This is a genomic window from Lysinibacillus sp. BS3 (assembly GCF_039614735.1).
GTDB classification, from domain to species: Bacteria; Bacillota; Bacilli; order Bacillales_A; family Planococcaceae; genus Lysinibacillus; species Lysinibacillus capsici.
This window is the reverse complement of sequence record NZ_CP154860.1, coordinates 4335454-4361176: the sequence shown is the minus strand read 5'-3', so window position 1 is coordinate 4361176 and position 25723 is coordinate 4335454. Positions and strand designations below refer to the sequence as shown.

Here is a 25723-nt window from a genome sequence, read left to right as displayed (position 1 = left end):
TTATAAAGAGGCAAGTAGATAAAAAACACCGTAGAGCTAGTTTCTTGAAACCTCCTCAACTACCTACTCGTATAAATAATGACTGGAGGTTTCTTTATGACAACTTTTACACTTACCTATCCGAAGGGCTTTAAAAGCTTCACTGATATTCCAATCGTGAATGAACACAACGAAACAGTATGTGTACTTCAAAAAATGGAGCGTACCTCTGCTGGTAAAGTACTGAATGCTGTCTTGCTGGTAGCTGCACAGCAAACATTACCGTACCGTTATGAGACACGAACTACATTAGGTGCACCACTTTTTCAAGTACAATCTACCCTGTTAACAAAAGGAGTCAGCCATCAAATTGTTATGCCTGATGGCAGCTTGATACCCATTCAACGGAAAACAGTGCAATTATTAGAATCCTCTTATTCATTTACAATGGACGATTTAGAATTTCGTTTTGAAAAGGATTTTACCTCTACTGCTTATTTATATTGCAATGATGAAAAGATTGCGAGTGCAAGCTCTATTGAGACTGAGCTAGTACAGATAGGTATACAGTTTAAGCTTTTCCAAGCGGATGATATGCGCTTTGTTGCACTCCTAGCAACTCTTTATCAAGCTCTCTTTGCAACAACTACATAGCTGCTTTAAACATGTCAAAGGCATCGAGCATTAAAATCTCGATGCCTTAATCCTATGTTATTTTTCTACACAGCTAATTTATTTTTTCTCGTTGGGTATTTAATATGTTAATAACATAGGAAGTATTTTGTGATGCTTTTGCTTGTACAATCTTCTTGATGGCTTCTTCCATCCTTAAAGCTAACTCAAGTGCCTCATGCGTAGCGCCCTTTATCGTTGTTTGTATGGTAATGGTTGTTCGATTTTCAATAACTAAATATTCATATACGTCAAAAGCTTCTAAGCCCGCAATTAAATCTTCCATCAAAAGGTTCATATCATCCCCCATTATCTTGTTGTTATCAAGCAAGGAGGTAAACTCCCATCTTTCAAAAACTATGGGATAGTCCTTTAAGGGAGACGTTTTTAAAGCATTTTTTGCTATGGATTCCATATCTTTTTTAATTGACTGGAAATAGTCTTCTCCGCCTACAACTTGGATTACTAATTCCTTTTCTTCCGTCGTTTTAACGTCAATGCCGACATACTTTTCAAGTAGCTTATCCTTCAATCGAGCCAGACTCAACTCTTCATTTGTTATAAGCGATTGAGCCTCTTTATTTGCTTCTGACCTTTTCTCTCCTGCAAATCTATCAAATAGGACCAACATAGATATAATGACTACCAACAGTCCGATGACAAGCCCAAACCGTTTACCCATTGAATCCCTCCTGATAGGAAGGTATGTCCCCTTTTACTACAATATTCGCTTTTCTAGCTTGAAACAGCACATACTTTTCATACTAAAATGCAGTTTCCATACAGTATCTCCACTCTTCATAAGGGAAATTGTATCGCTTATTTTTCCCTATATATTCCGGGACGCGAAATAAATTTGCTTTGTTTTGTCCTTTCTGTGTCATGCTTCTCAAAAAGGAGTACACTTAAGAAGTAGTAATTCTATCATTATGGAGGGTTTTATATGGCATCAAAAGCAGCGGATATTAAAAATATACTAACATTAAATCTGCTTGTACAAATCTTAGAGGAACGTGGCATTATGACAGATAAAGAACTAAAAGAGCGTCTCACCAATACAGTAAAACTATCTTCGATGGAGAATGATTTAAAGGAAAAAGTCCTTGAAGAAATCAAACATTAATGGATTTTACCTCATCAAAAAACGACCGCTTTCTGAAAGCGGCCGTCTGAATCAAAGCTTTAAGTTTAGGATCGAATTGTTTTCAAAGCAGTTGACCATGGCACAAGCTGATCTAACATTTGATGAACTGAATCTGCTTGCACCTCTTTTGGTTTAAAGACAGAGCCGTTTTCAAAATCAGTAAATAATGATAATGCTGGATGTACTCGAACATCTGCAACTAGCAATTCTCCGAGAATTCCTCGTAGATGCTCTGCTGCACGCGCACCTCCAACAGAACCATAAGAGACAATACCAGCAGCTTTATTGTTCCATTCAACTCGTAAATAATCTAATGCATTTTTTAATGCACCTGTAATGGAGTGATTGTACTCCGCAACAATAAAGACAAAGCCGTCACAAGCTGCTACTTTTTCTGACCATGCAGCTACCCCAGAAGTATCTCCACCTGGTTCCCCTAAAAATGGTAATTTAAATTCAGCGATATCAATTATTTCATATTCCGCATCACGACGTTTTTCCGCAACTTCCTTTACCCAAGCTCCAACTTGTGGGCTTACACGACCTTCTCGCGTACTTCCTAAAATAATACCGATTTTTAACATATGACGCCTCCTCTTATCATCCATTCTTGTGACTCCATCACGGTTTATCGTACGTGTTCGCCACTCGTAACCATTTTGGTCAGAAAAATATCCCTTTATTCATCACCCGTTAATTAGCTCTGAATAGTTAGAATTGAATTATCTCTAATTCAAGATTAAGGTATCATCAACCATTCTTTCCTGTCAAATATTTAATCTAGAGGGATAAAGAGGATTATTTTGTTTTAATGGGCTGCTCCAATGCCTCTAATTCCTCTTCAATAGAGGCGTATTGTCTTTCCACAACATACTTGGCATCTGACAAGGCAGCATTATAAATATAGGGGGCAATATGCTCTTTGATAAAATCTAACATACGTTCAGCTTCAAATTCACTAATGTCTTCATCACGCTGATTATAAAAAAAACGTTGAATATCAGCAAGAATCATTTCCTGCTGATCTTTAGATAAACGAATAAACAAGACAACTCTCTCCACTTCTGTTAATCAATTTTCTCTACATCTTATCACTGTTCATAGATTCCTTGCATTCAAAAAGGCTGAAACACTAGTACTGCTAGCGTTCAGCCCCATCTCATTGTTTACATTCAAATGAGTAGCTAGTGGATAAAAAGTTTTTCTCCTTTGCTACAATTGCTTGTCCACCATCATCTTCACATTGCTGTGTCATTGCATCGATTTTCTTATCATTGACCATATTGGTCATCACCGTCATACCAATACCAAAAACAACGATGAATAAACCAATCATGATCCATAGCTTGCCTGCTTTATTACCAGCTGGTCTTTCATTAGCCATATTAGTTCCCTCACTTATACAAATAAAAATGGTTCTGTATGGATCGTTGATTGGATGAATTCAACCAAATATTTTTTATCCTCACATAGTTCAGCCATTTTTTTTGCTACTCCTGCAATCATTACCTTTTCTACATGATGACCAGGATCTACTATTTGCAGATCAATGGCTTGTGCGTCCTGAGCTGTATGGAAGTACATATCGCCTGTTAAGAAAACATCAGCTCCTGCACGTTTTGCCGCATAGATATATTTATTACCATCTCCACCAACAAGCGCAACCTTGCTGACCTTCGATTGTAAATCACCCACTACACGCACAGCTGGCACATCTAGTTGCTGTTTAACGAATTCAGCAAATTGTTGTAACGTCATGTCCTTTGTTAAGTAACCTACACGCCCTAATCCCATCACATTTGTTTGCTGCTCAAGACGTATCACATCATAGGCAGGCTCCTCATAAGGATGACTAGTAAGCATGGCCTTTAACACGCGGCCTTTAATAGATTCAGGAAAAACAACTTCTACCTTTACTTCTTCCTCCACATGTAATTCACCAACAGAGCCAACGAACGGATTAGCTCCTGCTAATGCACGGAACCGACCTTCTCCAGTCGTTGTATAACTACATGCTTCATAGTCGCCAATACGACCCGCCCCAGCTTTTGCAAGCGCCTCACGTAATGCTTGGGCATTAGCAGTTGGTATAAAGACTGCCAGCTTCAACAAATTCTCAGCATACGTTTCTTCTAATATTGACCGGTTTTTTAGCTGTAGGGCATCTGCTAATAAATCATTTACCCCACCTTCGGCTACATCTAAATTTGTATGAGCGGCATATACAGCAATATCGTGTTTAATGAGCTTTTCATATAAGCGCCCTGCTGGATGATCTGTGCGGATATTCGCTAGGCGTCTAAAGATTGGTGGATGATGTGCGATAATCAGCTCACAGCCTTTTTCTATTGCCTCATTTGCCACGGCTTCATTGACATCTAACGTCACCAAAACTTTACTTACAGGTTTGTTGAGGGTCCCTATCGCTAGTCCAATTGGATCATTGTCCATACAAGCTAGTTTTTTGGGCGACCATGCTTCGAACACTTGAATAACTTCTTGGCCATTTACCGTTTTCATCTTACAAAACTCCTTCTACTAAATGTATCAGAGCCGTTAACTCTGCACGCTTTTCTTCAATTTCAGGTGTTTGTTCTGCTCCTTCAATGGATTGTAGTACACGTTGCCAATTGTCTTTTTCACGCAACCATTTTTTCGTAAATGCTGGCGATTTACGCAGGCTTAGCTTAGGTCCAAACAAAATCTCTGCTGTAGAGAGCTCCATTTGCCCTCTTTGTAACACAAGGATTTCATAGATTTTATCATCTTCCTCTAAAATCTCTTCATCAAGAATCGCCCATTGATGTGCTAAAGCCCACTCACGGATAACCTTGGCGTGAATATTTGGCTGTAGGATTAGACGTGTGACACCTTGAAGCTTTTCTGGATGCTTCTCTAGAATGGAAACAATTAATGGTCCACCCATGCCTGCTATTGTCACCGTATCCACATGGTCAGCTTCTTCTATCGCTGCTAAACCGTCTGCAAGGCGTACTGTAATTTTTTCAGTTAAGTTTTCCTTCTGTACTTGTCCTACCGCCGATTCATAGGGTCCTTTTACAACTTCCCCTGCTATGGCATATGAGGCAGTCCCTTTGTGAATTAAATAGCATGGTAGATAGGCATGGTCACTACCAATATCCGCCATGACTGCTCCTGTAGGAACAAATTTCGCTACTGCTTCTAATCGCTTTGAAAGTTTTTGTGCGTTCATTTTTATACCGCCTATCTTCAATAGAGTCCATTAATAGTATGGATGATGTCGTGAAAAAAAACAAATGGAGTTGTCTCACATTTCTATGTGGACAACCCCATCTTCATGATGCTTAAATCTAAAAAGTAGCTGTACTATTTCAGTACAGCTACTTGTCAGTTTTACTATTCTAAAGTAGAAATGTATTCAGCGATTGCTTTTGCTTCCTCTTCAGTTTTCATGTTTGGTTGCATTGGAGTACCTTCGATACCCTTTGTTAAAACTTCTACGATATGTGCTTCATCTAAGCCATGTAGATTTGGACCCATACTACCAGTTAAGTCACCACCATGACAACCGATACAAGATTGTACTAGTGCTGAACCATCAGCTTCTGCATCTGTTGTTTCTGTAGTAGTTTCGCCACCACCCTCATGTTCAGCAGCAATTTCTTTCTTGTTATCTGCACCTTGTAAAGACATGAAGAAAATAAGACCAATACCAAATGCCAGAATTAAGATGTAAGGAACGACTGGATTGTTTTTCATAAGTTTCCCCTCCTCATTTTAAGTCTACTTCTATTATAATATAGAATCAGTCAACATCTAATATTGTACTTCATTAACAAAGAAACGAAAAGCCCTATTCGCTAAGTTTTCCTTTGTTTGTAACAAATTCGACATTTCTGTATCTATTGGATAAAATATGTCTTGCCAACATCCAAAATTGGTCAAATTTATCCTTTTATACAATTTCTTTTTCATTATATTTATGCTGTTATCATACCCTTTTCACTCATTGATATACCCAAAATTAAAAAATCTGTACGTTTTTAATTAGCGTACAGATTTTGAATCTTCTGAGGTAAAAACTTTAACATGATACTGACCCTATTATAGATAAATTGTCACAAATTATGGTTTTATATAAACACTAAAGATCAATTAAGTTTCTAACCTGATTTAGTAGATGGAGTTCCTTGTACATCGATAGAAATACCATTTGCTAAATCAGGATAAATTTATGATATAGTACCCAACTAGTGCTATTAATCCTAAAGCACCTGAGACTGTGAAATATAGAAGTTTCATTTTAATACCTGACAAAAGCCAAATGACACAATTTGCTGCAATCAAGCAAAATAAAACCGTATTATTTCCACTAAAATATGTAGTACAAATGCGGATCGACATACTAAATAACAGGATGGCCGCTAGTACATGAAAAATGGGAGCTAGTAGATGTTTTTTTCGAGCCATTTGCCACGCAGCAATAAATAAGATGCATGCACCTACTCCCACGATTACTGTAAAAATCAATGTTAAAGATTGCATTGTAAAATAGAGTGCCAAAACAGCCATTATGGCGATACATAGACCCACTACCAATAGGATCATTTTTCTTTTTTCTGATGGCAAGACCGCTTGTTTAGGATGTTGCACTGGTTCTAACTCCTCTATGTCAGCCCCCTCCGTATAAAGAGCTGCTAAAAAGTCACAATAGTGCTCAGGTAAAAGTTTATTTTGCTTCCAAAACAAAATTTCATTAAGGATTATTTTTTTGCGAGGATTTGTCATAGTGTTAGCTCCAAACATTGCTTAATAATGGTTGTATTACAATTTTATCTCACACTATTTGAAAACACATCTGTATAAAGTCGCAAATCTAGCATTTCCCTCATTCTAATTATCTATGATTGCATAGCATCGATAGGTGAATAGCAGGGCTAATTTCTTTTTGTTGACTTTTCAATTCTATAAAAAAGGAGCTATACCAATTAGTCATTTTCTCACTACTTGGATAGCTCCAGCTATTTTAAATTTTATTCTAAGAAGTCTTTTAAACGTTTACTACGAGAAGGATGGCGTAATTTTCTTAGTGCTTTCGCCTCGATTTGACGAATACGTTCACGCGTTACGCCAAAGACTTTCCCAACCTCTTCTAATGTACGTGTGCGACCATCGTCTAACCCAAAACGTAAACGAAGTACGTTTTCCTCACGGTCTGTTAACGTATCTAGTACATCTTCTAATTGTTCTTTTAACAGTTCATAGGCTGCATGGTCGGAAGGAGATTGTGCTTCTGAATCCTCGATAAAGTCTCCTAAATGGGAATCATCTTCTTCTCCAATTGGTGTTTCAAGAGATACTGGTTCTTGTGCAATTTTTAAAATTTCACGTACTTTTTCAGGTGTTAAATCCATTTCTTCTCCAATTTCCTCTGGAGAAGGCTCACGACCTAAATCTTGTAAAAGTTGACGTTGTACACGTATTAATTTATTAATGGTTTCGACCATATGAACAGGAATACGAATCGTACGCGCTTGGTCAGCGATTGCGCGTGTAATCGCCTGACGAATCCACCATGTAGCGTAAGTCGAGAACTTAAATCCTTTACGATAATCGAATTTTTCAACAGCCTTAATAAGACCCATATTTCCTTCTTGAATTAAATCAAGGAATAGCATTCCACGACCAACATAGCGTTTTGCAATCGATACAACTAGACGTAAGTTCGCTTCCGCAAGGCGTTTACGCGCTTCCTCGTCCCCTTGCTCAATACGTTCAGCAAGTGCAATTTCTTGCTCAGCAGATAATAAATCTACTCGGCCGATTTCTTTTAAATACATACGTACAGGGTCATTGATTTTAACACCTGGTGGCACACTCAAATCATTTAAGTCGAAAGTTTCTTCGTTCGCTTCTTCTTTCATTAGACTTTCTTCTTCAAATTCTTCTTTTCCAATGATTTGAATATCTTTATGCTTTTCAAGATCCTCAGCAAAATGGAAAATTTCTTCGTTTTCCAATTCATAAGGTGTTAGTTTCTCTGAAATTTCTTTCATTGAAATTTCACCCTCTGTTTTTGCTTTTTCTTGTAGGAATTTTTTTGCATCATCTAATGTAATTTCTACTTCTATCTCTTTTGAACGTTCTGACTTGTCCGCCATAAACCTTCCTCCTTCTAAACAACCGAATCGGGTTAAATCGCCGATAACGATTTTCTTAAATGAATAATCTGTTGGGCGATTTCAAGTGCACGTGCATACTCATGCATCTTCTCCGCTTCCTTTGACTCATGCATCTTTTGATAAATTTCTTGCTCAATTCTATATTTTTGAAGCTGACGGATAGAGTCCATAACCTCTGCCTCTGCTTGATCTGGATCTCGCTCAACTAAAGCCGCTTCCATGACAATTTTTCGTAATTCAGCGTCATCCAAAATTTCCACAAAACGTTGATAATCAGGATGACCATACTCCTCATAAAATCCAACTAAGCGAACAAAAACTGCCATATAGGCATCTCGTACAAATGGCTCTTTTTGCTCACTACGTAATACCCTGTCCACTACATCTATATTATGAAGCATATGAGCCAGTAATAAACGTTCGGCACGTTCGGCTGCGTCCATAGGCTTTTGTTGTTGCGTGACTGGCATTGAAGGTATCTGTGTAGGCATTTCTACTTTAGCAGAACGTACCTGATTAGCCTCCAGTTTTCGGAATTGGGCATAAATGGCTTCTTCCGAGATGTTTGTTTCATTTGATAGCTGTCGTATATACAAATCTCGTTCAACTGGTGAAGATCTTCCCACTAGCTGCTCAAGAACTTCTTGAATATATTGAAGCGTATCATTTTCAAATTGAAAGTTCTTATTGCGTCTAGCATGCATCATCATAAAAGCAATATACGCATGAGGTTTTTCCAAAATTTGTTCCTTAAATGCTTGTCCACCTAAAGTGTGAATGTATTCATCAGGATCTAATTTTTCTGGCAACACGGCAATATCGACTTTCAATCGCTCTGTATGCAGTAGCTGCGCCGCTCGTTTCGCTGCATCAAATCCAGCATTATCACCATCATAGCAAATCGTAATTTGCTCTACTAAGCGCTTTAGCTTTGTGATATGCTGATTTGTTAACGAAGTACCCATTGTCGCAACAACATTCATGACACCTACAGAGTTGGCTGCTAAAACGTCCATAAATCCTTCCATCAATACTACTTGACGATTTTTTCTGATAGAAGTTCGTGCTTTATCTAGGTTATACAGCACTTCACTTTTTTGGAAAATTGGTGATTCTGGACTATTTAAATATTTTGCTTCCTCACCATTGGATGAAAGGATACGTCCTGAGAAGGCAATAATTTTACCATTCTCATCTCGAATAGGAAACATGATACGTCCTCTAAAACGATCAAAATAACGCTCTTCTCCCTCTCTTTTGATGATTAAGCCACTTTCGGCAATTTCTTGTAAGTTATAACCTTTTCTTTCAAGCAATATTGTTAATGCATCAAAGCTTGGGAGAGACCAACCAATGTTATTAGATTCGATAAGTTCCCTTGTAAATCCTCTTTCTAGCAAATAATTTAAAGGTTCTTCACCATCTTCTGTATTCAACAGTAAATGATGAAAAAAATCTGCTGCAAAAGCGTGTGCTTCTTTCATCCTTTCTTCCGCTTTAGATATCTTTTTCGTTCCTCCAGGGAAACTTGGCTCAACATCTAAGTGTATGCCAACACGTTCCCCAAGTTTCACAACTGCATCAGGAAAAGAAATGCCTTCAATATCCATTACAAAAGTAATGGCATTGCCCCCTGCACCACAACCAAAGCAATGAAAAATTTGCTTGTCTGTAGATACAGAAAAAGACGGTGTTTGCTCTCCATGAAATGGACAGAGACCAAACCAATTTCGCCCACGCTTAGTAAGCTGCATGTATTCACTAATAACATCAACGATATCTGATTGTGTGCGAATCTGCTCAATTACTTCTTCTGGAATCTTCCCTGCCAAATCCATCACCATCTTTAATATTTGCGTTCTAGAAACACAATTCGCTATTCGTTTTAATATTCCTTTATTTCTCGACAAAAAATTAGGATTTTTCTCTTATAAATATTTTTACCACAATTTTATTATTATAAAACAAAAATTAGTTTTTATCTATACCATTTTCAAAATCCACTCAAAAAAACCGCCTCTGCTAACCGAGGTGGTTTAAAATTCTATCCTTATTTACAGGTCAAAATATGTTCGATAATCGTATTTGCTGTCTCTTCAACAGCTTTATTTGTCACATCGATAACTTTACAACCTATTCTACCGACAATTTTTTCAAAATGCTGAATCTCATCAAGAATTCTTTCATGCTGTGCATAGATAGCATCATCATTCAAGCCGAGAGACATTAATCTTTCTTTCCGAATTGAGTTTAACTTCTCAGGGGAAATAATCAATCCAAAGCATTTTTTAGGGTCTATCTGTAATAGCTCTTCTGGTGGTTCTACCTCTGGCACTAAAGGTACATTCGCCACTTTATATTTTTTATGGGCTAAATATTGTGATAGTGGTGTTTTAGAAGTTCGTGATACACCAACTAGTACAATATCAGCCTGTAATAATCCTCTTGGATCTCTACCATCATCATATTTTACCGCAAATTCAATCGCTTCAATTTTTTTGAAATAATCATCATCCAGCAGATGAACAATACCAGGCGTTTCCAATGGATTTTCTTCCATAAAAGCTGCCATTGATTGTAAGGCTGGCCCTAAAATATCAACAGCCTGAATTTTTTCTTGTTCACATAAATCATGTAATAATTTACGCATTTCTTGGCGAACAAGTGTATAAACAATGAATGCTCGCTGTTGCGAAGCAAGAAAAACAATTTTACGGATAAGCTCCTCTGATTGAATATGTGGAAATCGACGAATCACAGTATTTTCAAGACCCGGTCGGAACTGGCTAATAACCGCTTTTGCAACTTGATCACCAGTTTCACCGACAGAATCAGATACAACAAATACGCGTAGTCTTTTCATGCAGCTCTCCTTCATTTAGACATTTTGTGCAAGAGATAAGAAAGCCCGTGTAATCGTTGTTTTTGTAAGACGACCAACAATCGTTAAACCACCCTCTTGCGGTTCAACTACTGGTAGTGAATCAACCTCACGTTCAATAAGTTTGTTCGCTGCAACAATTAAAGAATCTGATCTTTCACAGTACGAAATATTTGGCATACGCGTCATAATAATATGTACTGGAATTTTATTTAAATCCTGCGTGCCAATACTTGTACGCAGTAAATCTTTGCGAGATAGTACGCCTGTCAAAAACTCATTCTTATCTACGACAAAGAGTGTACCAACATCTTCTGAAAACATAAAGCAAATTGCATCATAAACCGTCATTGTTTCAGGGACAACTACTGGCCCTGAATGAAAATCCTTCACTTTTAAATTGTGAATACTATCTATTAATGTAACAGATGCCTTCTTACCTGAATAAAAATAACCAACCCTTGGTCTTGCATCCAGAAATCCTGCCATTGTTAGGATTGCTAAATCCGGTCTTAGAGTTGCTCTTGTCAGATTGAGACGTTCGGCAATATGTTCCCCCGTAATAGGGCCATTTTCTTTCACAATTTGTAATATGTCTTCCTGACGTTTATTGAGTTCGATTGGACTCACCGCCTCAAATCTAATAGTGTTATACTTATGCTCAATTATTATATACTATTTTAATAATTATTGCGAATTAAAGAACTACATGCTACAATATTGACACATACGCTTGCTCTATCAGTATTTTCGAGCAAATTGCGTTATACAGGCGATGATGGGAAAAAAGTATCTGTTCCATTCTATAGCGAGTAGAAGATGGTGAAAGTCTACACAGCAACAGAGAAAAGGCACTCCCTGAGCTAACTTTTTGAAAAGAGGTTTTAAACTACTCGTTTAAAACAATCAGGGTGGAACCGCGGGTATTAGCACTCGTCCCTGGGCATACAATGTGCCCGGAGACGGGTGCTATTTTCATTTAGTTGCAACTGAATGAAAAAACTATGGCGTTTTTACCGCTAAAACAACGTATTAAAAATTTAAAGGAGGCTATTTTATGGCTAACAAATCAATGGAAACCATCGTATCTTTAGCGAAGCATCGAGGCTTTGTCTTCCCTGGTTCTGAAATCTACGGAGGTTTAGCAAACACGTGGGATTATGGTCCACTAGGTGTCGAATTAAAAAATAATATTAAAAAAGCATGGTGGCAAAAGTTTGTTCAGGAATCTGAATACAATGTAGGTATTGATGCTGCTATTTTGATGAATCCAAAAGCTTGGGTTGCTTCTGGTCACGTAGGAAACTTCAATGACCCAATGATCGACTGTAAATCATGTAAGGCCCGCCACCGTGCAGATAAAATTATCGAAGACGCTGCATTAGCGAAAGGCGATGAAATCATTGTTGATGGTATGACATTCGACCAAATGAAAGAAACAATGATTAAATATGACGTAGTATGCCCTGATTGCGGAAAGGCTGATTTCACAGATATTCGCCAATTCAACCTCATGTTTAAAACATTCCAAGGTGTAACGGAATCCTCTACAAATGAAATTTATTTACGCCCAGAAACGGCACAAGGTATTTTCGTGAACTTTAAAAACGTTCAACGTTCTATGCGTAAACGTACACCATTTGGTATCGCACAAATCGGTAAATCTTTCCGTAACGAAATTACACCGGGTAACTTCACATTCCGTACACGTGAATTCGAACAAATGGAGCTTGAATTCTTCTGTAAACCTGGTGAAGACCTTGAATGGCATGCATATTGGAAAGAATTCTGTAAAAATTGGTTACTAAACCTAGGCATGAAAGAAGATTCGATGCGCCTTCGTGACCATGAGGATGATGAGCTATCTCACTACTCTAACGCTACAACAGATATCGAATTCAAATTCCCATTTGGCTGGGGAGAGCTTTGGGGTGTAGCAGATCGTACAGATTACGACTTAAAACAACATATGGAGCACTCTGGTGAAGATTTCACTTACATTGATCCTGTATCAAATGAACGTTATGTTCCTTATTGTATTGAACCATCATTAGGCGCTGATCGTGTAACATTAGCTTTCTTGTGTGATGCCTATGATGAAGAGGAACTAGAAGGTGATGATAAACGTACGGTTTTACGTTTCCACCCTGCTCTGGCTCCATTTAAAGCTGCTGTGCTACCACTTTCTAAAAAATTATCTGATGAAGCTACAGATGTTTGGGCTGAACTGCGTAAAGCCTTCCCTGTTGATTTTGATGAATCACAATCAATTGGTAAACGTTACCGTCGTCAAGATGAAATTGGTACACCATTCTGTATCACATATGATTTTGATTCAAAAGAGGATGGCCAAGTAACAGTACGTCATCGTGACTCTATGACACAAGTTCGTATGCCTATTGCTGAAGTAAAAGCATATATTGAAAAACACCTACAATTCTAATCACTTAAAAAAGAGGGGGTAGCCAGCAGGCAACTCCCTCTTTCTTATGCTTTAAATGTTGAAAATAAACGCTCTTGCATTTTTTCCTCGAATGAAAACTTTTTCATGCTCAAACCTATTAAGCTTACTAATAGCTCCTCAATATCCGCTAGTGAGTAATAAAGGAATGTACCTTCTCGCATTGGACGAACCCGTTTGTCAAAAGTTAGTTCATCTTCAATAAAGTAAGCGACATTAACATCACAATGTTCCATCAATTGTGTAATACGTTGATCATCACCTGGGTTTATAAAGAATGGCACAATTTTATCAATATACAAAATACTTTGAACAAGCTTAATGAAGAAATTTTCACGCAACGATGTCTCCACAACTAATATGGTCGTTTGCTCATGTTGATAATCCATATATAAAACGTTTAATTGCTCCTCTAGGAGCGTTTTTAAAATACCAATAGAATTGCGATACTTTGTCATATCCGTTTGGATTTCCCTTGTTAGTAAACGTAAAATACGAAAGGCTGGCAGAAAAATTTTTAAGACAATTTCTTTAGGATGTAAATGGTCAATTAATTTATTAAAATGAATTCTCAGATTATTTTCGTCACAGCGGATTAATTGCTCTACAAATAAGTTGAAAATCTCTTCAAAGCTATTCGCTCGATAGTCGATCATTTTCGTAATTCTCACACTATAGTTCAAAGGAAGATTCATTGATTTTTGCTCATCTAACAATCTTACTTTTGGTAATGTTGGAAATAAATCATAAACAAGTTCTACTTGTGCACTGCGATTATCGGATAACATAACAACAGAGTTTACTGGGTAAATCCCTAAACATTCTACAAATTTATGCATAAAGCTCTCATTATATAAATGTCGATCTCTGTATAAGACAGCTAAAGCATCTGTAGCACCATAGCCAACATGATAGACTCTCTTGGATGTCATCGCTGAATATACATCAACAATTTGTAATAATTGTACACCCTCACTCATATCATCCGCACAAAGTTGATTTGGATAGCCCTTTCCCGCAAAACGTTCATGATGATCTCTTGCCAAATAGGCAATGTCTTCCTCGTTATGTTCCATGAGTAGCTCGTAGCCTTTTGTTGTGTGCGTCTTTACAATATCGAACTCATCTTCAGAGAGTTTACGTTTCAGATTTAATATTTCTTGGGGTATAAAAACCTTCCCGATATCATGGAACAGGTAGCCCCTAGCTAATGTTTCAATATCTGTTAAACCTAGGTATCTAGCAAAAATTGTACCTAATACAAACACATCAAATGAATGGACAAATGAATACTCGTCCCATTCCTTTAAACGCATAAGTAGCTCATAGCGATGTTTTTTTTCCAAAATCTTTTCAAAAACACCTCTTACATAAGCCGTATCCTGTATGCTTTTAAGAATTTGTCCATAGCGTAATTCGTGCACGACATTCTCCAACGTTGTCATAAAAAGCTGACTAACTGTCTCTTTATAATCATCCACAGGATCTCTTTTTTCAATTAATGGGGCAAATAGATCTTCATATTCTCTTGTTCGTTGAGCACTTAAATCATGTACAACTCGAACTGAATTAGATGGCAAATAGACAGATAATTCATCTACTTTACGAAGTTTAAGTAAGGCAATAATTCGCTCCGTTAAAACTAAATCCTTTTTAGCCAATAAACGATACTCTGAAAAAATATCTTCTGCTAATATATCATTTGCTTCAACTTCATGAATACTTAAGGTTACTTTTCGTAGCATATATTTTGCCACATACGCAATGTACTAAGCACTATGTGACTCCCTCCTTCTTCCATAGGACTGCGCTATTCTGATAAACGTATAACAATACGTTTTGCTGATAGAGGCTTTTATATTTCATAGGCATGTCTAAAGTGATCTAGCGTACATCAGTTTCGATGGAGATTAAACGACTTAATTATATTTAAAAAATATAATTACCATTATCTATACCATTTACAATATCATAGGTTAAAATGCCTTTTCAACTAGTATATGGGTCTCGAATGAACAGTTTCTACCACTTATATAATGAAAACTAAACAAAAATACAAATCTTTTTACCTATTAAAATACTTATAAATATATAAATAAATAAAAATATAGATAAATAAGACTTCATATTATTCATTTAAAGACGGAAAAATAACAAATAAAATTAAATTTACGCAATAATTTTATTTTGTAAAAATTGAAATTTATTCATTAAAAAGAAAGGTAATCTAGTTGCATCCTCCTATAAAATCAAAGGTATTTCTTTTTATTTAAAAGATAAAATGAAGCGAGTTCTGTGCTATGCAAGTTAATTAGTTTTAGCTCCCCCTTTTTACATAAGGTATAATCGATTACCGAACAGTCATGATATGGATGAAATTCCCTCTATGCGTTGTTCCATCTTTTTGGTATAAATAAGTTATTATAGTTAGTATTAGCTGTTAAATAATGAATAATTGACAGGCTAAAGACACATCACCTTTTAACATTCATTCGTCCGGAAGTTTGAACTGATACATAGGAAGGTCTGACCAGAAATATATATACTATAAAATTTTCTATTGTACTTTTTGGAGGAATTTAATTGCAGTCTCAACGTTTATTTCAACTAGCTATGGCTTCTGCTTTAGCAACAAGTGCGATTATTATCGCACCACCCGCACACGCAGCATCATTTTTTCCTGATATCAACCCAACCAATGAAGAAGGTAAGGCTATTATTCAATTAGCAGAGCGTGGCATTATTTCAGGCTATATGGATGGGACATTTAAACCCGCTAATCCTATTACACGTACACAGGCTGCGAAGATTTTAGCAGGTATTTTAAAGTTAGATACAGTTCACGTAAAAAATCCCCAATTCAAAGACATCAAACCTGGCGATGAAAACTACGGAGCCATTGCAGCATTAGCAAATGCTGGCATTATTAATGGTGCAAATGGTTATTTCTACCCTACTCAAAATATAACTCGCGAGCAAATGTCTAAAATGATTGCGAAAGGCTTTGGATTAACAAGTACGAGTAACACACAATTACCATTTACAGACGTTAAAAAGGGGAATGAATTTGAGCCTCATATTAAAGCATTGTTTGCAAATGGGATTACCAAAGGAACATCTGCAACCACTTTCGGCCCAAAAAGCAATGTAAAGCGCTCTCAGCTGGCTGCTTTTGTTGTACGAGCTGAAAAGTTGCTAGGCAATGCAACCGTCTATGCAAGTCAATTTAAACAGGACTATATTTTTGCTTCTTATGGTGGTCTTGAGCCAGCAGAGGATATTTTCACATGGAATGAAGAGGAAGATATGACAGAGTCTATCACAATTACCCCTATAAAAGAAGGTACGGGTAAATTAGTGATTACTGGATTGACTGATGATTCAGAGGACTTTATTGACATTTTTTATTTAGTACATGTCAAAAATGTAAATGGTAAGCTGAAGGTAACACTTGAAGAAGTAGAAGAAGATGATTATATCGAAAATTTACCACTCGATTTGTCTGAGAGCAAATTACCATTCATACCAACAGAGGTGACGGTTCAAAACGCGAATGGACAGCCACTCGCTTCAAATTTCTATAACTTTAATCAACAAGATCAAACACTGTCCATTTCGCAAAATGGACAATACATTGTTACATTTTCAGATGGGACGCAACAACAAAAGATGGCCGCAGATGTGTATTCCTATGATTTTGTTCGCAGCATTGATTTATATCATTTGACAGATGAATTAATACTGACAGCGCAAGAATTACCTTTCGAACCAACACATGTAGCACTCGAAAGCTTTGGTTTTGAGCCAGTGCCTGTAAAAGCGACAATTCTTGACGGGCAACTACATATTACGCCAAAAGCTGAAGGTCTAGCGATTCTCCATTTAACAGGTAAAAACAATGAAACATCATACCTTTATATTGAAAGTAAAAAAATTGCTGGACAGTGGGCCTTTTTAGTGACAGAGGATGAGGATGAATTTTAAATAACGTGAAATGCCAGATGAACATTATGATTCATCTGGCATTTTGTCTTTCGAGCGTATTTGCAGTTCAGGGGTACGTTCTAGTTGCTCTATAAATTTTCTCGTCTTAAACCGAATACCGGTTTGTTCTTCATAGATGGTTGTTATAATTTTTTTAATGAAATATTTTGTTTCTTTTTTTAGTTCTATTTTTCCAATTTGGTCGATAGGAACAGTGTAGAACATCCTGATAAGTTTCAGCTGTGTTGGCGTTAAGCGAATGATATAGGGGTCATGCTGATAACAGCGATGGCATAAGAATCCTCCTTGAGCAAAGGAAAAAGCGAATTCCCCATCTACTGCGCCACACGCAGCACAGGCATGTAAAATAGGTTGTACACCTGTATAGGGCAACATTTTCCATTCAACAAATAGCGTAATAGCTTCAGGATCGTAGCCATCCTCAATTGCTTGTAGTGCATGTAGTAAAACATCGAACGCAAATGGCTCTGGCTTTCCTTCTTCCACAACTCGCTCCACTAATTCCATAATATAGCTAGCATAAGCAGTAGCCATAATATCCTCACGAATATGGCGCATTGAATTTAAATGTTCTCCCTGTTGCAAAGTTCCCATGCCTGTATGATGTTGTACCATAAACATCCCATAGGTAAAGGGTTGCGTGATGGAAGCCAATCTACTAGAAGGTTTTTTTGCCCCTCTAGCCATCGTAGCCACTTTACCAGCTTCCCGAGTTAGCAAAATAACAATCTTATTAGATTCCCCATAAGCGCGAACCTTTAATACAATCCCCTCCCATTTATGAAGCATAATCCCCCTCCTTTCATAAAAGAACTATCCATGCAAAGAGAGCTGCCCAAAATAATTTTGGACAGCTCAAAAATAAAAATGATCAAATACTTCTAGATCCTTTTGTGCCTACAAGAAGAAGTTAACCTAAAACCGTCACGTCAAAATTTGGCGTCTATTCCTGATTCAACGGGCCATGTTCGTCAACGTTACAATTCATTGGCTAAGCCAGTAAAAACTTAATATTCATCATCACGGAATCCAAAATCACGTAAATGTGTAGCTTTATTACGCCAATCTTTTTGCACCTTTACCCATAGCTCTAAATAAACTTTAGACCCTAGAAGCATTTCGATATCCTTTCGCGCACGTGTCCCTACTTCTTTTAGCAAGGCTCCACGTTTTCCAATAACTATCCCTTTTTGAGAATCACGCTCCACAATAATTGTAGCCGCTACATGAATTTTATCCTCATTTTCTTCATCACGACGAATTTTATCAATTACCACCGCGATAGAATGGGGAATTTCTTCACGCGTTAAATGTAGGACTTTTTCACGAATAAGTTCAGATATGATAAATCGTTCAGGATGATCTGTCACTTGATCGGCTGGGTAATACTGAGGTCCTTCTGGTAAATACTTCGCCAATGTCACTAATAAATTTTCAACATTATTGCCTTGTAGCGCAGAAATCGGTACAATCTCCGCAAAGTCATAGCGCTCTTTATAGCTCTCAATAATTCCCATTAGTTCATCTGGATGAATGGCATCAATTTTATTGATGACCAAAAAGACAGGTGTTGGGTTTCCTGCTAGCATTTCTAGAATAAATTCATCACCTTTACCGAGTTTTTGCTCAGCATTAACCATAAACATAATAACGTCTACTTCACGCAATGTGTTTTTAGAAACCTTCAGCATGAAATCGCCTAGTTTATGTTTTGGCTTGTGAATACCTGGTGTATCAATAAAAATCATTTGGCTATCATCTGTTGTTAGTACGCCTTGTACTTTATTTCGTGTTGTTTGTGGCTTATCACTCATGATCGCAATTTTTTGGCCAATGACACGATTTAAAAATGTCGATTTGCCAACATTTGGACGACCAATGATGGAGATAAAGCCTGATTTATAGCCATTTTTAGTTTCCTGCATTCTCTAAATCCTCCGTCGTAAATGCAAACGGTAGTAATTCGCCCACTGACGTTACCGTCACATCACCTTTTAAATTCGTTAAATAAACAGGCATAGTTGGAGCACAAAACTCCATCATGACCTGGCGACATGCTCCACATGGGGCGCATGGTCCGTCTGTATCAGCTACAATGGCAATGGCCTCGAATTCGTAAATCCCCTCCGATACTGCCTTAAAAAACGCTGTACGTTCAGCACAATTTGTCATACTATAGCCTGCATTTTCAATATTACAACCGTGAATAACCTCTCCATCTTTAGTTAGTAGAGCTGCCCCTACTTTAAATTTTGAATAAGGAACATAGGCTTTTTCACGTGCCTTTTTTGATTCTTCTAATAATGCATGCATATCCATTGTCATCTATACTAATTCTCCCTCACATTTATGGTTTATTTTCAATTAGAAGACACTCATTTCCATTAAAACCATTTTGGCAGAAAGATGAGTAATCCGATTATAGCACTGAATAGCGCAAATACAAGCACTGCACCTGCTGCAATATCTTTTGCTTGCTTAGCAAGCGGATGTATCTCTGGGGAAGCTAAATCGACTACCCGTTCGATAGCTGTATTCATCATTTCCAGCGCAAACATTAGTGCTATTAATAGTAGCACAATATACCACTCCATACGAGATAAACCTGTCAAATAACTAGCCAGTATAACAATGATTGCACTTACTATATGTGATTTCAAATTTTGTTCTTTACTTGCAGTTATGATGCCTTCAAAAGCATAGCCAAAAGATCGCAAGTATTTTCGCAAATTCATCTAATCTCGACCTAAGCCAAAAGTTTGGAGAATCTCATCTTGCTTTGCAAACATCACTTTCTCTTCTTCTGGCTCCATATGGTCATAACCAAGTAAATGTAAAAAACCATGTACAGCTAAAAAGCCTAATTCTCGCTCAAAGGAATGATTATATTCCTCTGCTTGCTCTTTTGCACGATCAGTCGAAATAATGATATCACCTAATACACGTGGCATACCTTCAAAAGTTACTTCAATTTCCCCTTCACCTAGCTCCTCTAGTGCAAAGGAAATGACATCTGTTGGTTGATCTTTGCCACGATATTCACGATTAATATCTTGAATTGCCTTGTTCGTTACAAACGTCACCGAAACCTCTGTTTCTGGCTCAATATTTTCTACACTTGCAGCATGATGTAATAGCTTTTCAACAAGTTCGATATGTTGTGCTCCCACTTCATTTGTTTCATCCGTAAAATCAATTGTTAAAATCATAGATCCTCCTACTTATCTGCCTTTGGATATTCAATACGTGAATGGAATATCCCATTCAACGTTTCACAAAGTACTCTCTCTATACATTTTAACTCTTTTATTGAAATATCGCATTCATCAAACTGATTATCTTGGACGCGATCATCGATAATCGCTCGTACTAGCTTCTGAATTTTCTCTGCATTTGGCTCTTTCATAGAACGTACTGCTGCCTCGACACTATCCGCAACACTTATAACAGCTGCTTCTTTTGTTTGTGGTTTGGGCCCTGGGTATCGGAACTTTGCCTCATCAATATTTTTTCCTTCTTCCTTTGCTTTAAACAAGAAGAATTTTAACAAACTTGTGCCATGATGTTGTAAAGCGATATCAATAATTTCTTGGGGCATTTTATAACGTTTTAACATATTGGCACCATCTGTCGTATGGGCGATAATAATCTCTGCACTTGTTTCAGGTGGTAACGAATCATGCGGATTGATGCCCGACATCTGATTTTCGATGAAAAAGGAAGGTCGTTTGGTTTTACCAATATCATGATAATAACAACCTACACGCGCTAATAAACCGTCAGCACCAATCTCTTCACACGCAGCTTCCGCTAAGTTCGCTACCATCACACTATGATGATATGTCCCTGGAGTTTCCATTAATAATTTTTTTAATAATGGATGGTTGGGATTGGATAGCTCAATTAAGCGTAAAGACGAAAGCAAGCTAAACGCCGATTCAAAGAATGGTAAAAGTCCCATCGTTAATGCCCCTGAAAGCAAGGCTGATAACATCGCCGCTATTAAGTAAAATGCTAATTCTGGTAAGCCATAGGATGATTGTGTCATTAACAAATAAAACGCAATAAATGCCATGTTTACAAGGGAAATCACACCAACCGCATGTAAAATATGTGAGCGTTTTTCCACACTACGCAAAAAGAATAGGCTTGCAAACCCTCCGAATATGATATACAGCGTAATTTCCATTTGCATAACTGAGGAATAGCCTTCTTGAAAAATTACCCCTGCTGAAGCAGCCGTCATAACTGTAATTAATACGGCTGCTCGCTCATCTGCTAGCAATCGTACAAGCATCGTCGCTAGTGCTGTCGGAAATAAAAAGGCAATCGTCACATCAAAGCCACTAGAAACTAAGCTAATAAATTTCATTAGCAAAATAGACAAGCTATAAACAATCACTGTGACTAACAGTGCATTACGTTTTTTTCGTTCGTTCGTCTCCCAACGCTCAAATAAAATATACATAAACATCATTTGTAGTAGCGTTAAAATAATAAGCCCTGCTATCGGCTTAAAGGAGGCTTTATTACTAACCATCCCTAATAGCTCTAATTGTCTAAAAGCCTCATTGTCAATAATTTGGCCTTCTTGAACAATAATCTGACCTTGTAAAATTCGTGTCGGCTCTACACTTTCTTTGGCCTGCTGTTTTCGAATCTTTGTTTGTTCTTCGTTAATTGTTTCATTTTCAATAATGCTTGTACGTCCTATTAACACGACTGTATTGAATATTTTATCAGGATATCCTCGTTGTCCACGAATCTTTGTTTCAAAATCATTTTGTGCAACAAAGACGTTCTCTGGTCGGATGGATTTTTGTAAATATTCCTCTACAAATTTAGATAATTGCGTACTTGTTCTAGTTAAATCATCTTCACTTTGTACTAATAGACCTTCCAGCTGAGAATCTGTAAAAATTAACGGCATCTGGTCTTCGTCAATGGATTCAAATTTTTTTCGAAGCTGTGTAACCTGGTCTGCAATAGGAATAGGTTCCTTACTATTTGCAACATCTTTTTTCACTTCCAAAACATAATCAAATAATGATGTTACAATCGCTGCTCTTTGCTTGGCGACATCCTCCGAAAATTGATAGACTGAATCCACTGCATTGGCAGCTTTTTCTCGCTCTAGCTGTGTTTTATAAGTGTCTTCAATCGTTTTAGTAGATCGTACGGTTTCAGGCGCAAGCTGTAATGGTTTGAAATCATATGTAACTCCTTTAACATTGCCATACATGAACCCAAATTGTAGGCCACCTGTTAAAATGAGAATGATGATAAGAAAGTAGCGAAAACCGATAAGCTCTGTAAATTTTCGAAGTTGTTTCTCCATCTGGCACCTCCTCTATCTACCTACTATCATACCAATTCAACATACATTTTTCTCGAAAAATGTATAAGAAAGCAAAAAACAGCTATGCATCTTCGCATAGCTGTCACATTTTTTTCCATATTTTGATTAAATTCGTGGTTTAGGTTTTAACTATATGGATGTTTTAAACCTCGTTGCCCCTGTCGCTTCGCTTTCGGGGCAGACTTTAGAATTGCTACGCAATTCTAAAGTTGCTGTTCTTCGTAGGCTTGAATGATTTTGGCTACGATTGGGTGACGTACGACATCGCCTTGTTCTAGTACTTGGAAATGAATAGATTTAACATACTTTAATGTACGTTCTGCTACAATCAAGCCAGATTCTGTATTTTTGGGTAAGTCGATTTGCGTTTTATCACCTGTGATGACCATTTTAGAGCCGAAGCCTAGACGAGTTAGGAACATTTTCATTTGTTGATGTGTTGTATTTTGTGCTTCATCTAAAATAACAAAGGCATCATCTAATGTACGGCCACGCATATAGGCTAAAGGGGCGATTTCAATCGTTCCGCGTTCAATTAGCCGCTGTGTTTGTTCTGAGCCGTAGATGTCGTTTAAAGCGTCGTAGAGAGGTCGTAGATATGGATCGACCTTTTCCTTTAAATCTCCTGGAAGAAAGCCTAGAGACTCTCCAGCTTCAACAGCAGGGCGAGTTAAAATAATTCTCTTAACATGGCCGTTTTTAAGTGCCTGTGTTGCCATGACTACCGCTAAATACGTTTTCCCAGTACCGGCTGGACCAATACCGAAAACAACGTCTTTATGACGGATTGCTTGTATGTATTCTCGTTGACCAATTGTTTTTGCACGAATTGACTTACCTTTCGTCGTGCGTGCTATTTCTTCATCATATAGTTCTGCAAAATACTCGATTGTTCCTTTTTGTGTCATTTCAATAGCTGTTGTGACATCACGTTGATCAATATTAATTCCTTTGCGAATGACCTTCAATAAAGCATGCAGAAGAAATGTTGCCTGTTCCTTAGCATTTTCTTCACCCGCAAGTTGAATTTGTTCACCACGCGTAATGATATGAACATTAAGTGCTTCTTCAACTAATTTCATATTTGCATCGGAAATACCTAGTAGCATAACCGCTTCATTTGGATTATCCACCTGTAATACAGTTAACTGTTCTGACATAATCATTCTCCTTGTAGGCCTTGTATTGGACTTGCAATGTTTTCATTGACTAAAAATAGAACTTTCCCTTCAACTGTACCATTCCCCCACTTTGCCTGTAAAAGGTTTTCTTTCTTGATGATTGTTTTTGCAGGTAACGAACGTAATACTTTTTCATGCAATAAAGGAATCAGCAATGACTCAATTTTCGATTCATCCAACTCTACTTGCATCGTTTTCGTCTGTTGCTCCTCTACAATTGAAACATAGGGAGATAGCCAATTCGGTAAATCCTTTCTTTGTACATAATCCACCTTTTCCTCATGTATACCCTTTATCAACACTCGCCATTGCTTTTGCTGCAAGGTTTCCACGGTAATTTTTGTTGGAATTTTAAATGAACATTCAAGCCAATAGTCTGCATAAACCTCTCCCTTCGCCCCTACAAAAACTTGATCTGTGCCACTTTCTAATACACCACTTACGAGGACGTCACCCTCGTAGGCTGTATCATTTACTGAAATTTTTCGCTCGCCATGCTGTATATTAAAGTGTGTAATGACACCACTTTTCGTTGCTACTATATGGGAGGCTAATTTATCAGTTGTTTGCTCTGTTTGTTTAGGTGATTCTTGTGGTCTCAAAATTACTCGTCCGCCATGTTTATCAATATGAACCCATGATAGCTCTCGGTGTTGCTCTAACAGCTTTTGTCGTATAACCGTATTGGAAGGTAACTTTTTTTGAGATAAAGGGGTTTCTAATTGAAAGGTTTCATGAAAGGTCTTACCTAAACGCTGCTCTAGTTCTGGTGTTGCGGCTTCTATGTCCACTCGCCATATGACTTGTGCACAAAGAATTGGAATAGCAATCATAAAGGCTAAGCCCAATAAAGTCCAAATTTGCGCTCGAAAAACTTGAAGCTCATCTGCATAAAATACAGCCATTTTTAAGCGAAAACGTCTTCGTACACGGCGAATTTTTGGTAGATAATGCATCGTCGTTTCAAAGGAAACTTCCTGCTCACGAAAGACAACACGCTTTAATGGGACATGTTGAGCGTGCAATGCTTGAATAAAAGGATGAACATTTTCATGGCGCTTTATACGTATAATAATTGGCCGATTATTCCACATTTTTGCTCACACCCATATTCTTTGTCATTTTCATATGAAGCTCCTGTAGATTGTCAACAGTGAGATGTAGCATTTCTTCTTTGAGCGCATTGATTGTCACTGAATCCGCATTGACAGTAATATGATAATCTGCATAGACAAACGAACAGGTCGTCGCATCTGCATGAATAAAACGGTAGGGTCCAATAATTTTTAATGATTCGTATTCTAACAACTCAAGTAGTGGCGTTAATTGAAATAATTTTTTCATAAAAAATGCCTCCTTCTTCGGCAATATATGCATCGAAAAAGGAGGACATGCTAGTTATTTTCTTTTTGATTTCGGTGGCCCTAATATTTCAGCCATCACGATTGCTTGCATAAGATCATTTTTAGATTGAGGTAGTTGTAAAGTCGAATTTGTGCCAACTGATTGCACTTCTTTTTTTCCAGCAGCTAATCGTCCTCGACCTTCTCGATTAGAAGAACGGCTAGGGATATCTGCTGGAATGACAGCTGGAGCAACATAGCTTGGTATTTCCCTTTTCACTTGTTCTTCAACAAATTTTTTAGGCTCCTCGACTTTCTCATTTTCTGGAATCCAATCTCCTATAAATTCTCGTGCAAAATCTTCAAAACTCTGTGCTTTCCCAGTACGATGTGGTGCTTTCTCCGTAACTGGAGGCTCCACCACGGTGTCTTTATTAAAAGGAGGCATCTGCTTCTGAGGCTTTTTATTTTTTGATTTTCCGAAAATAGAGCTGACTATGGCAATTATGGCGAAGATTATTAACTGTTCCATAT

General features: G+C 37.5%; 27 protein-coding genes. 4 read left to right on the top strand and 23 right to left on the bottom strand.

The features are described 5' to 3' along the window. The first annotated feature begins 96 nt into the window (after positions 1-96). Positions 97-633 carry a hypothetical protein gene (locus tag AAJG31_RS21715; RefSeq protein WP_279495604.1) on the top strand — a complete coding sequence of 179 codons (537 nt, stop codon included), beginning with the start codon at positions 97-99 and terminating at the stop codon, positions 631-633. Between the two features lie 73 nt (positions 634-706). Here AAJG31_RS21715 and AAJG31_RS21710 read toward each other — a convergent pair whose 3' ends face one another. After that, the gene (locus AAJG31_RS21710) at positions 707-1333 is read right to left on the bottom strand and encodes a hypothetical protein (RefSeq protein WP_112118222.1); all 627 of its coding nucleotides are present in this window, start codon (positions 1331-1333) and stop codon (positions 707-709) included. 261 nt (positions 1334-1594) lie between these two features. On the opposite strand from AAJG31_RS21710, the gene AAJG31_RS21705 reads away from it, so the two are divergent. Continuing rightward, positions 1595-1774, top strand: coding sequence for a hypothetical protein (locus AAJG31_RS21705; protein ID WP_054550103.1), 180 nt, complete (start codon positions 1595-1597; stop codon positions 1772-1774). 65 nt (positions 1775-1839) lie between these two features. On the opposite strand, the gene AAJG31_RS21700 is transcribed toward AAJG31_RS21705, so the two are convergent. The 11 genes from AAJG31_RS21700 to AAJG31_RS21650 form a co-directional block, all read right to left on the bottom strand. After that, positions 1840-2379, bottom strand: a complete 540-nt coding sequence (locus tag AAJG31_RS21700) for an NADPH-dependent FMN reductase (protein WP_048392202.1) — start codon at positions 2377-2379, stop codon at positions 1840-1842. Between the two features lie 214 nt (positions 2380-2593). Then, complete coding sequence (locus AAJG31_RS21695) at positions 2594-2842, bottom strand: DUF2164 domain-containing protein (protein ID WP_048392201.1); 249 nt, start codon at positions 2840-2842, stop codon at positions 2594-2596. Positions 2843-2954: 112 nt separating this feature from the next. Continuing rightward, positions 2955-3179: a hypothetical protein gene (locus AAJG31_RS21690; protein ID WP_048392200.1), complete on the bottom strand. Its 225-nt coding sequence runs from the start codon at positions 3177-3179 to the stop codon at positions 2955-2957. Positions 3180-3193: 14 nt separating this feature from the next. Next, positions 3194-4315 (bottom strand): Nif3-like dinuclear metal center hexameric protein, encoded by a 1122-nt coding sequence (locus AAJG31_RS21685; RefSeq protein WP_048392199.1) that lies wholly within the window; start codon positions 4313-4315, stop codon positions 3194-3196. Between the two features lies 1 nt (position 4316). Continuing rightward, entirely contained in the window at positions 4317-5009 is a 693-nt protein-coding gene (locus tag AAJG31_RS21680; protein WP_048392198.1) for a tRNA (adenine(22)-N(1))-methyltransferase TrmK, read from the bottom strand. Positions 5010-5173: 164 nt separating this feature from the next. Further along, entirely contained in the window at positions 5174-5536 is a 363-nt protein-coding gene (gene cccA / locus AAJG31_RS21675; protein ID WP_016993532.1) for a cytochrome c550, read from the bottom strand. Positions 5537-5998: 462 nt separating this feature from the next. Then, a complete protein-coding gene (locus AAJG31_RS21670) occupies positions 5999-6565 on the bottom strand; it encodes a hypothetical protein (protein WP_004227167.1) in 567 nt (188 codons plus the stop codon). Positions 6566-6810: 245 nt separating this feature from the next. Next, positions 6811-7938: an RNA polymerase sigma factor RpoD gene (gene rpoD, locus AAJG31_RS21665; protein ID WP_004227165.1), complete on the bottom strand. Its 1128-nt coding sequence runs from the start codon at positions 7936-7938 to the stop codon at positions 6811-6813. A 32-nt stretch (positions 7939-7970) separates the two neighbouring features. Continuing rightward, positions 7971-9803: a DNA primase gene (gene dnaG / locus AAJG31_RS21660; RefSeq protein WP_083225209.1), complete on the bottom strand. Its 1833-nt coding sequence runs from the start codon at positions 9801-9803 to the stop codon at positions 7971-7973. Positions 9804-10009: 206 nt separating this feature from the next. Beyond that, positions 10010-10822 carry a pyruvate, water dikinase regulatory protein gene (locus AAJG31_RS21655; RefSeq protein ID WP_066036445.1) on the bottom strand — a complete coding sequence of 271 codons (813 nt, stop codon included), beginning with the start codon at positions 10820-10822 and terminating at the stop codon, positions 10010-10012. A 15-nt stretch (positions 10823-10837) separates the two neighbouring features. Continuing rightward, a complete protein-coding gene (locus AAJG31_RS21650) occupies positions 10838-11470 on the bottom strand; it encodes a helix-turn-helix transcriptional regulator (RefSeq protein WP_004227151.1) in 633 nt (210 codons plus the stop codon). A 427-nt stretch (positions 11471-11897) separates the two neighbouring features. On the opposite strand from AAJG31_RS21650, the gene AAJG31_RS21645 reads away from it, so the two are divergent. Then, positions 11898-13283, top strand: a complete 1386-nt coding sequence (locus tag AAJG31_RS21645; protein WP_004227145.1) for a glycine--tRNA ligase — start codon at positions 11898-11900, stop codon at positions 13281-13283. 44 nt (positions 13284-13327) lie between these two features. Here AAJG31_RS21645 and AAJG31_RS21640 read toward each other — a convergent pair whose 3' ends face one another. Next, positions 13328-15046 carry an HD domain-containing phosphohydrolase gene (locus AAJG31_RS21640; RefSeq protein WP_054550114.1) on the bottom strand — a complete coding sequence of 573 codons (1719 nt, stop codon included), beginning with the start codon at positions 15044-15046 and terminating at the stop codon, positions 13328-13330. 838 nt (positions 15047-15884) lie between these two features. Between AAJG31_RS21640 and AAJG31_RS21635 the strand changes: the two genes are divergently transcribed. Next, positions 15885-17285 (top strand): S-layer homology domain-containing protein, encoded by a 1401-nt coding sequence (locus AAJG31_RS21635; RefSeq protein ID WP_066036446.1) that lies wholly within the window; start codon positions 15885-15887, stop codon positions 17283-17285. Between the two features lie 24 nt (positions 17286-17309). Here AAJG31_RS21635 and recO read toward each other — a convergent pair whose 3' ends face one another. The 10 genes from recO to AAJG31_RS21585 form a co-directional block, all read right to left on the bottom strand. Continuing rightward, positions 17310-18095, bottom strand: coding sequence for a DNA repair protein RecO (gene recO / locus AAJG31_RS21630; protein WP_048392194.1), 786 nt, complete (start codon positions 18093-18095; stop codon positions 17310-17312). 218 nt (positions 18096-18313) lie between these two features. Then, positions 18314-19231 (bottom strand): GTPase Era, encoded by a 918-nt coding sequence (era, locus tag AAJG31_RS21625; protein ID WP_004227129.1) that lies wholly within the window; start codon positions 19229-19231, stop codon positions 18314-18316. Continuing rightward, positions 19218-19631, bottom strand: coding sequence for a cytidine deaminase (locus AAJG31_RS21620; protein WP_081011012.1), 414 nt, complete (start codon positions 19629-19631; stop codon positions 19218-19220). Before AAJG31_RS21620 ends, era begins: the two co-directional genes overlap by 14 nt. Before the next feature lie 59 nt (positions 19632-19690). Next, on the bottom strand, positions 19691-20041 hold the full coding sequence (locus tag AAJG31_RS21615) for a diacylglycerol kinase family protein (RefSeq protein WP_048392193.1): 351 nt from the start codon (positions 20039-20041) through the stop codon (positions 19691-19693). Beyond that, positions 20042-20515 carry an rRNA maturation RNase YbeY gene (gene ybeY / locus AAJG31_RS21610; protein ID WP_066036447.1) on the bottom strand — a complete coding sequence of 158 codons (474 nt, stop codon included), beginning with the start codon at positions 20513-20515 and terminating at the stop codon, positions 20042-20044. It abuts the gene before it with no gap. A gap of 8 nt (positions 20516-20523) precedes the next feature. Continuing rightward, complete coding sequence (locus AAJG31_RS21605) at positions 20524-22644, bottom strand: HD family phosphohydrolase (protein WP_004227107.1); 2121 nt, start codon at positions 22642-22644, stop codon at positions 20524-20526. A gap of 224 nt (positions 22645-22868) precedes the next feature. Next, on the bottom strand, positions 22869-23825 hold the full coding sequence (locus AAJG31_RS21600; RefSeq protein WP_016994096.1) for a PhoH family protein: 957 nt from the start codon (positions 23823-23825) through the stop codon (positions 22869-22871). Between the two features lie 2 nt (positions 23826-23827). Further along, positions 23828-24940 (bottom strand): sporulation protein YqfD, encoded by a 1113-nt coding sequence (locus AAJG31_RS21595; RefSeq protein WP_048392191.1) that lies wholly within the window; start codon positions 24938-24940, stop codon positions 23828-23830. Continuing rightward, a complete protein-coding gene (locus AAJG31_RS21590) occupies positions 24930-25190 on the bottom strand; it encodes a hypothetical protein (protein WP_048392190.1) in 261 nt (86 codons plus the stop codon). Before AAJG31_RS21590 ends, AAJG31_RS21595 begins: the two co-directional genes overlap by 11 nt. 54 nt (positions 25191-25244) lie before the next feature. After that, positions 25245-25721 carry a hypothetical protein gene (locus tag AAJG31_RS21585; protein WP_054550098.1) on the bottom strand — a complete coding sequence of 159 codons (477 nt, stop codon included), beginning with the start codon at positions 25719-25721 and terminating at the stop codon, positions 25245-25247. Positions 25722-25723 lie beyond the last annotated feature (2 nt).

What these genes read in the sequence shown, in the direction of transcription:
- era (WP_004227129.1), bottom strand. Translation starts at nt 19,231, where the DNA reads ATGCAGGAAACTAAAAATGGCTATAAATCAGGCTTTATCTCCATCATT.
- AAJG31_RS21670 (WP_004227167.1), bottom strand. Translation starts at nt 6,565, where the DNA reads ATGACAAATCCTCGCAAAAAAATAATCCTTAATGAAATTTTGTTTTGG.
- AAJG31_RS21615 (WP_048392193.1), bottom strand. Translation starts at nt 20,041, where the DNA reads ATGAATTTGCGAAAATACTTGCGATCTTTTGGCTATGCTTTTGAAGGC.
- ybeY (WP_066036447.1), bottom strand. Translation starts at nt 20,515, where the DNA reads ATGATTTTAACAATTGATTTTACGGATGAAACAAATGAAGTGGGAGCA.
- AAJG31_RS21620 (WP_081011012.1), bottom strand. Translation starts at nt 19,631, where the DNA reads ATGACAATGGATATGCATGCATTATTAGAAGAATCAAAAAAGGCACGT.
- AAJG31_RS21605 (WP_004227107.1), bottom strand. Translation starts at nt 22,644, where the DNA reads ATGGAGAAACAACTTCGAAAATTTACAGAGCTTATCGGTTTTCGCTAC.
- recO (WP_048392194.1), bottom strand. Translation starts at nt 18,095, where the DNA reads ATGCTTCATAAATGGGAGGGGATTGTATTAAAGGTTCGCGCTTATGGG.
- AAJG31_RS21710 (WP_112118222.1), bottom strand. Translation starts at nt 1,333, where the DNA reads ATGGGTAAACGGTTTGGGCTTGTCATCGGACTGTTGGTAGTCATTATA.
- AAJG31_RS21705 (WP_054550103.1), top strand. Translation starts at nt 1,595, where the DNA reads ATGGCATCAAAAGCAGCGGATATTAAAAATATACTAACATTAAATCTG.
- dnaG (WP_083225209.1), bottom strand. Translation starts at nt 9,803, where the DNA reads ATGGTGATGGATTTGGCAGGGAAGATTCCAGAAGAAGTAATTGAGCAG.
- AAJG31_RS21715 (WP_279495604.1), top strand. Translation starts at nt 97, where the DNA reads ATGACAACTTTTACACTTACCTATCCGAAGGGCTTTAAAAGCTTCACT.
- rpoD (WP_004227165.1), bottom strand. Translation starts at nt 7,938, where the DNA reads ATGGCGGACAAGTCAGAACGTTCAAAAGAGATAGAAGTAGAAATTACA.
- AAJG31_RS21600 (WP_016994096.1), bottom strand. Translation starts at nt 23,825, where the DNA reads ATGTCAGAACAGTTAACTGTATTACAGGTGGATAATCCAAATGAAGCG.
- AAJG31_RS21590 (WP_048392190.1), bottom strand. Translation starts at nt 25,190, where the DNA reads ATGAAAAAATTATTTCAATTAACGCCACTACTTGAGTTGTTAGAATAC.
- AAJG31_RS21640 (WP_054550114.1), bottom strand. Translation starts at nt 15,046, where the DNA reads ATGCTACGAAAAGTAACCTTAAGTATTCATGAAGTTGAAGCAAATGAT.
- AAJG31_RS21700 (WP_048392202.1), bottom strand. Translation starts at nt 2,379, where the DNA reads ATGTTAAAAATCGGTATTATTTTAGGAAGTACGCGAGAAGGTCGTGTA.
- AAJG31_RS21685 (WP_048392199.1), bottom strand. Translation starts at nt 4,315, where the DNA reads ATGAAAACGGTAAATGGCCAAGAAGTTATTCAAGTGTTCGAAGCATGG.
- AAJG31_RS21645 (WP_004227145.1), top strand. Translation starts at nt 11,898, where the DNA reads ATGGCTAACAAATCAATGGAAACCATCGTATCTTTAGCGAAGCATCGA.
- cccA (WP_016993532.1), bottom strand. Translation starts at nt 5,536, where the DNA reads ATGAAAAACAATCCAGTCGTTCCTTACATCTTAATTCTGGCATTTGGT.
- AAJG31_RS21585 (WP_054550098.1), bottom strand. Translation starts at nt 25,721, where the DNA reads ATGGAACAGTTAATAATCTTCGCCATAATTGCCATAGTCAGCTCTATT.
- AAJG31_RS21595 (WP_048392191.1), bottom strand. Translation starts at nt 24,940, where the DNA reads ATGTGGAATAATCGGCCAATTATTATACGTATAAAGCGCCATGAAAAT.
- AAJG31_RS21655 (WP_066036445.1), bottom strand. Translation starts at nt 10,822, where the DNA reads ATGAAAAGACTACGCGTATTTGTTGTATCTGATTCTGTCGGTGAAACT.
- AAJG31_RS21680 (WP_048392198.1), bottom strand. Translation starts at nt 5,009, where the DNA reads ATGAACGCACAAAAACTTTCAAAGCGATTAGAAGCAGTAGCGAAATTT.
- AAJG31_RS21690 (WP_048392200.1), bottom strand. Translation starts at nt 3,179, where the DNA reads ATGGCTAATGAAAGACCAGCTGGTAATAAAGCAGGCAAGCTATGGATC.